Consider the following 8,170-nt stretch of genomic DNA (forward strand, 5'->3'; position numbering starts at 1 on the left):
TAGTGGGACATTTTGATTTGTGTTCTCTTGAGACATTATCATTTACGTTTAACACCGATGATGAAGGTAATCTTAAAGGAATTGACATTGAAATTCTCGAAGCCATAGCTGAAGAAGCCGGCTTCAAGATTGATTATAAAATTATGCCTTCTTCTGGCCTGCAAGCCTTAGAAAGTAATCAAGCAGATGGGATGATTGCTGCTATGGGTATAACTATGAAAGAAAAGAGACCTTTGATTTCTCAGACCTTTATTTTGAAGTAGGCTCGATGTTTACAGTGAAAGAAGATTCGAAGATGGTGGGCGATATTTTGGAAGTTATGCCAAATTTAGCAAATGATGGAATGACCATGGTGGTAACCCACGAGATAGGCTTTGCCCGCGAAGTGTCAGACCGAGTGATCTTCGTGGAAGAAGGCTATGTAATTGAAGATGCCGATACCAATCTAATTTTTAAACATCCTGCCAAAGCCAGAACCAAAGAGTTCTTGGATAAGGTGTTATAATCAATTGCGACTCAGTCTAATTATAGGCTGAGTTTTTAATTGTATCTAACTAGTATATTAAGACGTGTACCTTCTTGAAAATAATATTGTTTAGGAAGATTTACATATGCAACCCTTAGACCAACTCCACAAAACTATTGCAGACCCAATGAATCAAGCGTATAGTAAAAAAGGTGTTCTGCCACTTTATAAATAATGTAAGAGGAAAGATTAGTCATTGTGAAGCAAGCCCCAAGCAAAAACCAGAGGTCTGTCCCCTCTTTTGGAATGATCCCAGTATGTCTGGTCCAAGCCTTTGTTGCTGCGGCAGCAGCAACGGCTATTTTAGAACTTTTAATTGCTTATGGGGTGGAAGAAGTTATAAGTGCGGGCTGCTGTGGGACTTTAGAAGAGATAGCAGAAAATACTTTTTTAACTCCTTTTAAAGCCTTGCGAGACGAAGGGACTTCCTATCATTATCAAGAAGCTACTCGTTTGGTTGAAATGAATCGTCATGCTTTAAAAGCGATTGAACAGGCCCTATCCTACCACCAAATGTGTTAATAACTTTGAAGACAGACGGACTCTACCGTAAAAGGAAGGACATGGTGGCTCATCGCAAGGAAGAGGGGTGAGCTGTAGTTGAGAAGATGATTCCTTTGATGATGCTCTCATTCTTTGATGAGATGCTGTGATGAATCTTTGATGAAAGATACTTTCGCCTTTTTAAGACTTACTTTAGCTTGTGATATAATTAAACGAAATAGAGGAGGAATAATATGCAGGTAAAGATTACAAGAAATGCTTATTTTATGGGGGGATTAATGCCCCTAACTGTCTATCAGGATGGCAAGTCAATTGGGAAAATACATACGAATGAGACGATCACTCTTGAGGTGGTAGAAGGTTCAACTATAGTTGTTAAGCAATTAGGGATGAGAAGCAATCCCCTAGAGGTCAAATCGGGTGATTATATAGAGATTTCAGGTAAACCCTGGTTAGGTCTTCTTCAAGTTGTTCTTCTAATTAGTTTTCTTTTTTTATCATATATTTCAGACAATACTTTTAAAATAATTAGTTATTTTATACTACCGATTCTCTATTTTTCCTCCGTATTTTTAATTGAAAATTTTAAGCTGGAGAAAAAGAAATAAAATCATCCTGTAATTTAGGAACTATTTTGCTATTCCATTTATAGATAATGAGAATCTAATGGCATCAATTATGCAGCTGATCGATGATTTATAGGCGAAAAAACAGGCTAATTGAATCATTATCTTGAGCTGTGTTTCAATCCTATTAAGCATAATGCTGATAAAAGTAACTCTAAGTATGAAGTTAAAAAGATCATTAAAAATAAGCGATTTCTAAGTGTCAAACTTCTGACAGCTCCAAGATGTCTTTTCTTATCCCGAGTCCAAATACTTTAGAAGTTTTGAGTAATAACTCCATTTATTTTAAGTCCCCCTTATAGAAAGGAGAAAAATAAGTGGATTTATATTTCTGAACGTTCGGAAATTCAACTTAAGAAACTTTAGATTAAAGTGAAACAAGTCCCAAATAGAGGACTATAATGAGCTTATTCTTAGCTTAGGAGGCAATTATGTCACAAAACAAATGGACACGCGCAGCGATCTTACAGGATATTAAGGAACAAAAGGTTCAATTCATTCGTTTAATGTTTACCGATATTATGGGGAAAATTAAAAACGTAGAAATTCCAGTCTCACAAATCGAAAAAGCTCTTGATAATAATATGACTTTTGATGGTTCCTCCATTGATGGTTTTGTTCGGATAGAAGAAAGTGATATGTATTTGGTACCGGATTATGATTCTTGGTTAGTTTATAATTGGAAAGAAGGAAGCGGTAATGTTGCTTCTTTAATTTGTGATGTGGAAACAGCCCATCGTCAGCCCTTCTCAGGTGATCCGAGAACTAACCTGAAAAGAGTGCTTACTAAAATGCAAAAACTAGGTTTTACTTCATTCAACTTGGGGCCAGAACCAGAATTTTATCTTTTTAAAAATGATGAGAATGGGAATCCCACCATGGAATTAAATGATAAGGGAGGCTATTTTGACTTAGCTCCGATTGATTCAGCAGAAAATACTCGTCGTGATATTGTTTTAGAGTTAGAAGACTTAGGGTTTGAGATTGAAGCCAGTCACCATGAATGCGGACCTGGCCAACACGAAATTGATTGGAAATATTCAGATGCTTTAACAGCTTGTGATAACATTCAAATTTTCAAATTAATTGTTCGCTCAGTAGCCCATCGTCATAATATGCACGCATCCTTTATGCCAAAACCGGTTTATGGTTTGGCAGGTTCAGGTATGCACTTTAATCTGTCTTTGTTTACAGAAGATGGTAATGCTTTTTATGACCCGGAAGGTAAAGAGGGGCTTTCGCAAACAGCTTATTATTTCATTGGTGGTTTAATGAAGTATGCATCAGCTTACACAGCTATTGTGAATCCAACTGTTAATTCATACAAGCGCTTAGTCAGTGGCTATGAAGCGCCTGTTTATATTGCCTGGTCTGGTCAAAACCGTTCACCATTAATTCGCATTCCAGCTGCGCGTGGTAATTCTACTCGTATCGAAGTTAGAAGTGTAGATCCTTCAGCTAATCCTTATTTAGCCTTAGCTTCACTATTAACAGCTGGACTAAAAGGGATTGAGGAGAAAATTACTCCTCCAGCAGAAGTACGTGAAAATATTTATGAAATGGATCAAGAAAAACGTATGCTTAAAGGGATCTATCAGCTCCCAGCTAGTTTAAAAGAGGCTGTGAATGCACTGAAGACCAGTCCAGAAATAATGGAAAGTTTAGGTGAACATATCGCCAGTAACTTTATTCGAGAAAAAACATTGGAATATGAGGATTATTTAAAAAATGTTTCCCAATGGGAACTGGATCGATATTTTGAGACCTATTAATAGAGGTAGAGAAAATAAGGACTTAGCATTCTTTATTGCTTAGTTCTTATTTTATTGTTAAAATCAATAAGTAATTAATAAGAGCGCATCCATTAAAATAGGAGGGCTTAAATGACATGGAAAATAAAACAATTTAATGACTTGAGCACTTACGAACTTTATCAAATATTGCAATTACGGTGCCAAGTATTTGTGGTTGAGCAAAAGTGTCCCTATTTAGACATTGATTATTTAGATATAGAGGCTGATCATTTATTCCTTGAAGAAAATGGAGAAATATTTGCCTATTGTCGATTATTAGCTCCTGGGGTGAGTTTTGAAGAAGCATCAATTGGTCGTGTTTTGGTAAAAGAAGATCAACGGAATCAAGGCTTATCTTATCAAATAATGGCTAAAGCTATTGAATTTCTATTTAATCAAAAAAATTATCCTTCGATCAAGCTATCCGGTCAAACTTATTTGATCGATTTTTACAAGGGCTTAGGCTTTCAACCAACTAGTTCAGCTTATCTTGAGGATAATATTGAACACATTGATTTACTGTTAAATAAGAAACTTCATAATGGAGAGAAGGAATGAAAAAATGAAAAAAATGATATTAAGTTTAATTGCAACCGTTGTGCTATTGCCACTAGTCAATCCTATTGATGCTGAGGATGACCAAACAACAGTGGAAGTAACTAGCGAGTATGTATCAAAAAAAGATGACCAAGCAATTATTGAATTTTTACCACAGGCTTATCTTGAAGCTAAGATGGAAGTAAGTGATGAAATTGAAGCCTTTAAAGAAAAATACAGAGAGTTCCGTTTAACGGAAGTCTATCAGGACCTGCTGAAAGAAGACCCGGAAGTTGAGAATTTTACCGGTTATATGTCGGTTGCTTTAAATCAGCTAAACAGTATAGTGGATCAAACTTACCTAGTTTATTTGAGAAACTACCAAGAGCGATTGGCTAAAATCGAACAAGATTTTGAGTTGGGACAATTGCAATTAACAGAAGAAGTTGCCAAGTTTGTTTCGGATTATTCTTTAACAGAGCCTGAGAAAGTAAAAGCTAAAGAATATAGTCAAGAGGAATTATTAACTCATTGGAAAAATTATGCCTATTACCAGCAAACATTAGACTTGGATAAACAAATGGAAAGTTTGTATCAAAAACATTTTGATAATCTTGCTTCATTGCCTGAAGACCAGCAAACTTATGAGGCCAATCGTGATAAAATTCAAGATATGTATCAGGAATTCGTAGATCAATTAGAATTTGCTGACCAAATTAAAAAAAGTGATTTGACTAAGATCAGTGAGTCGCAGGAGACGCTTAGTGATTTATTAGAACAATTAAAAAACATATCGCTTGAGGATGCAATTAAAGAGCAAAAGCTTTTTGAATAAATAGATTTTTATAGCCAGTTTTACTGGCTTTTTTATTACAAATATTACGAATGCGTATTATTCATTATTTTTACACAATGATATGATATACTTTGTAAGTGAAGTCAACCGAATTAATAAAGGAGGATCCATAATGAGACACAAAGCAATCAAGACAAGCCTATTGTCTATTTCAATGTCAGTATTAGCTACAGTAGCAGTTACTCAAATAGATAACTTACCAAGTGTTTATGCCCAAGAAAGTAATTATGCAATCGGAAGTTATACGGTACAGGCCGGCGATGGAGTTTATCGTATCGCGGTTAATCATGGAATGACTATGGATGAGTTGAAGGAATTAAATGGTTTAACTAGCAACCTAATCCATCCAGGAGATGTACTGAAGGTATGGGTGAAGAATGCTCATTCAGTTGTAGAAAATCAGGCAGATATTAAAGAGGAGACAACAGAAACACCTACAACAAAAACAGAAACAAGTCCGACAATTAATCAAAATGTTTCTACTAATCAACCAGCAGTATTTGTATCTCATGCAAAAACTTACACCGTACGTTCAGGCGATTGGTTAGCTAGAATAGCTGACATGCATGGGATTACGGTTGCGCAATTGCAGTCTTGGAATAATCTAAGAAGTGACTTAATTCATCCAGGCAATGTTTTGATTGTGGCAAAAGGTGAAGCATCAAGTCCAGCACCAACACCAGAAAAGCCGGCTGAACCAACACCAGAAAAACCAAGCACACCGACAGTAAGCAAAACTTATACGGTAAAACGAGGCGATTGGCTAAGCAAAATAGCTAATATGCATGGGATTACGGTTGCGCAATTGAAGTCTTGGAATAATTTAAGAAGTGACTTAATTCATCCAGGCAATGTTTTGATTGTGGCAAAAGGTGAAGCATCAAGTCCAGCACCAACACCAGAAAAGCCGGCTGAACCAACACCAGAAAAACCAAGCACACCGACAGTAAGCAAAACTTATACGGTAAAACGAGGTGATTGGCTAAGCAAAATAGCTAATATGCATGGGATTACGGTTGCACAATTAAAGTCTTGGAATAATTTAAGAAGTGACTTAATTCATCCAGGCAACGTTTTGATTGTGGCAAAAGGTGAAGCGTCAAGTCCAGCACCAACACCAGAAAAGCCGGCTGAACCAACACCAGAAAAACCAAGCACACCGACAGTAAGCAAAACTTATACGGTAAAACGAGGCGATTGGCTAAGCAAAATAGCTAATATGCATGGGATTACGGTTGCGCAATTGAAGTCTTGGAATAATCTAAGAAGTGACTTAATTCATCCAGGCAATGTTTTGATTGTGGCAAAAGGTGAAGCATCAAGTCCAGCACCAACACCAGAAAAGCCGGCTGAACCAACACCAGAAAAACCAAGCACACCGACAGTAAGCAAAACTTATACGGTAAAACGAGGCGATTGGCTAAGCAAAATAGCTAATATGCATGGGATTACGGTTGCGCAATTGAAGTCTTGGAATAATTTAAGAAGTGACTTAATTCATCCAGGCAACGTTTTGATTGTGGCAAAAGGTGAAGCGTCAAGTCCAGCACCAACACCAGAAAAGCCGGCTGAACCAACACCAGAAAAACCAAGCACACCGACAGTAAGCAAAACTTATACGGTAAAACGAGGCGATTGGCTAAGCAAAATAGCTAATATGCATGGGATTACGGTTGCACAATTGAAGTCTTGGAATAATTTAAAATCAAATTATATTTACACAGGGGATATTTTATATGTTTCTCAACCAAATTTAACATCGAATCTGAATCCCTCCAAGCCAGATAGTAATACTCAAGTTGCAGTAAAAACTTATGTCGTTCAAAATGGCGATTCTTTATATTCAGTCGCTAAAAAATTTGGAGTCTCTGTTTCCAATTTAAAGAAATGGAATGAAATGACTTCCAATACTCTTTATGCTGGATATACTTTAATAGTGAATAATGCCCAACCTGCCTCTCCGATTGTACAAATTGAAGATCAAGGTAAACAATATAGGGAAAATCAATCAGTAAAGCATACACCTTATGAGTACAGTTACCACATTGTTCAAGAGGGAGATAGTATAGAAACAATTTCTTGGCAGCATGAAATGAAAGTTAGCGAATTGAAAAAAATTAATAATTTAACTTCTAATCGCTTAAGTGTCGGTCAAAAAATTCTTATTTCTAAAGTCCCAACTCAAGAAAAAGTTAATGTTGAACCGAATGAGGTAAGTAATGCCAATGTTGAGCGTTTATTAGATATTGCAAGAAGTTATCTGGGAGTTCCTAAATACTCACCCGAACATCGTGCGTTAGTCGATGCTTATAATCGGATTTATCCAAAACCGGTTGGTTACAGCTTGACGTATGATGATGATTGGTGTGATGCTTTTGTAACTCACATCGCAGATGAGGCCGGCCTTTCTCACTTAACTGGGCGAGAAGTAGGTGTTGAACGTCATAAAAACATTGTGAAGAATAAAGGAATTTGGATGGGGCTTACCAAGCCCAAGGCTGGAGATATCGTCTTCTTCAACTGGGATGGTTATCGTAACGGTTGGGGGCATCATATTGGAATCGTAGAGTCTTATAATAATGGATTAATTACAACTTTCGAAGGAAATACCCGAGTGAATGATTCCAAACTAATGGTCGCTCGCAAAGAGTTTGCATGGGATAGTATCTACATTCAAGGTTATGGACGTCCACGTTATTAAACATAAACTATTAAAAAGGTTGAACGTTGATAGACGTCCAACCTTTTTTACTTTGAATGACTATTATTACAATCTTTGAGAAGCTATTAAGATTATATTTCAATTTTAGATATATGTTTCTTCATTTATAATTGAATTGCAAAACATTCAATTAAATTATAAATGAAGAACTCCTAATGAAAGGTAATTTGTTGAAATCAAGTATAATAACTATTTCTATGTCAGCACTTGCTGCCGTTTCAGTCTCAAGTCTTGCGCCCAACAATTCCATCTATGCTCAAGAAAGCAATGTTTTATACGGAAGCTACACAGTAAAAGCGGGTGATGCCAAATATCGCATTGCAATTAACCATGGCATGACGATGGATGAATTGGAAGAGTAAAATGGCTTAATAAGTAATTTAATCCATCCAGGTGATGTCTTAAAGGTACGCATTAAAGACAAGAAAGAACTTGAAAATAATCCAGTAGAAGAAGCAGAGACTAAAAACCTAGAGGATAATTGGAGACCTTTAGCTGATGAAATTGCAACAATCGGTCAATCAATAATCTGTGTATCTAAGGCGAAAACCTCTAGAGTTGTCAAACATATGTTACACAAGGTGCTTCTAAATGGGCATGCTTATG

The 8,170-nt window shown here is 36.4% G+C and carries 8 protein-coding genes and 1 pseudogene; all 9 read left to right on the top strand.

Going from position 1 to position 8,170, the window contains the following annotated elements:
* Positions 1–263, top strand: a 263-nt coding sequence (locus tag ACQV2O_RS08250; protein ID WP_428875527.1) for a transporter substrate-binding domain-containing protein, incomplete at its 5' end; no start/stop codon positions are given.
* A 5-nt stretch (positions 264–268) separates the two neighbouring features.
* The gene (locus ACQV2O_RS08255; protein ID WP_428874113.1) at positions 269–505 is read left to right on the top strand and encodes a hypothetical protein; all 237 of its coding nucleotides are present in this window, start codon (positions 269–271) and stop codon (positions 503–505) included.
* 219 nt (positions 506–724) lie between these two features.
* Positions 725–1,048 carry a hypothetical protein gene (locus tag ACQV2O_RS08260; RefSeq protein WP_428875528.1) on the top strand — a complete coding sequence of 108 codons (324 nt, stop codon included), beginning with the start codon at positions 725–727 and terminating at the stop codon, positions 1,046–1,048.
* 215 nt (positions 1,049–1,263) lie between these two features.
* Complete coding sequence (locus tag ACQV2O_RS08265; protein ID WP_428874115.1) at positions 1,264–1,638, top strand: hypothetical protein; 375 nt, start codon at positions 1,264–1,266, stop codon at positions 1,636–1,638.
* Positions 1,639–2,087: 449 nt separating this feature from the next.
* Positions 2,088–3,428 carry a type I glutamate--ammonia ligase gene (gene glnA / locus ACQV2O_RS08270; RefSeq protein ID WP_428874116.1) on the top strand — a complete coding sequence of 447 codons (1,341 nt, stop codon included), beginning with the start codon at positions 2,088–2,090 and terminating at the stop codon, positions 3,426–3,428.
* A 111-nt stretch (positions 3,429–3,539) separates the two neighbouring features.
* Positions 3,540–4,007: a GNAT family N-acetyltransferase gene (locus ACQV2O_RS08275; protein ID WP_428875530.1), complete on the top strand. Its 468-nt coding sequence runs from the start codon at positions 3,540–3,542 to the stop codon at positions 4,005–4,007.
* Between the two features lie 4 nt (positions 4,008–4,011).
* Positions 4,012–4,821, top strand: a complete 810-nt coding sequence (locus ACQV2O_RS08280; protein WP_428875532.1) for a hypothetical protein — start codon at positions 4,012–4,014, stop codon at positions 4,819–4,821.
* A gap of 133 nt (positions 4,822–4,954) precedes the next feature.
* Positions 4,955–7,543, top strand: a complete 2,589-nt coding sequence (locus tag ACQV2O_RS08285) for a LysM peptidoglycan-binding domain-containing protein (RefSeq protein ID WP_428875533.1) — start codon at positions 4,955–4,957, stop codon at positions 7,541–7,543.
* A gap of 302 nt (positions 7,544–7,845) precedes the next feature.
* Positions 7,846–7,926: pseudogene (locus ACQV2O_RS08290) on the top strand (LysM peptidoglycan-binding domain-containing protein); the annotation flags it as partial.
* Positions 7,927–8,170: the final 244 nt, after the last annotated feature.

The sequence above is a fragment of the Facklamia sp. P13055 genome (genome assembly GCF_050409445.1).
GTDB lineage: Bacteria > Bacillota > Bacilli > Lactobacillales > Aerococcaceae > Facklamia.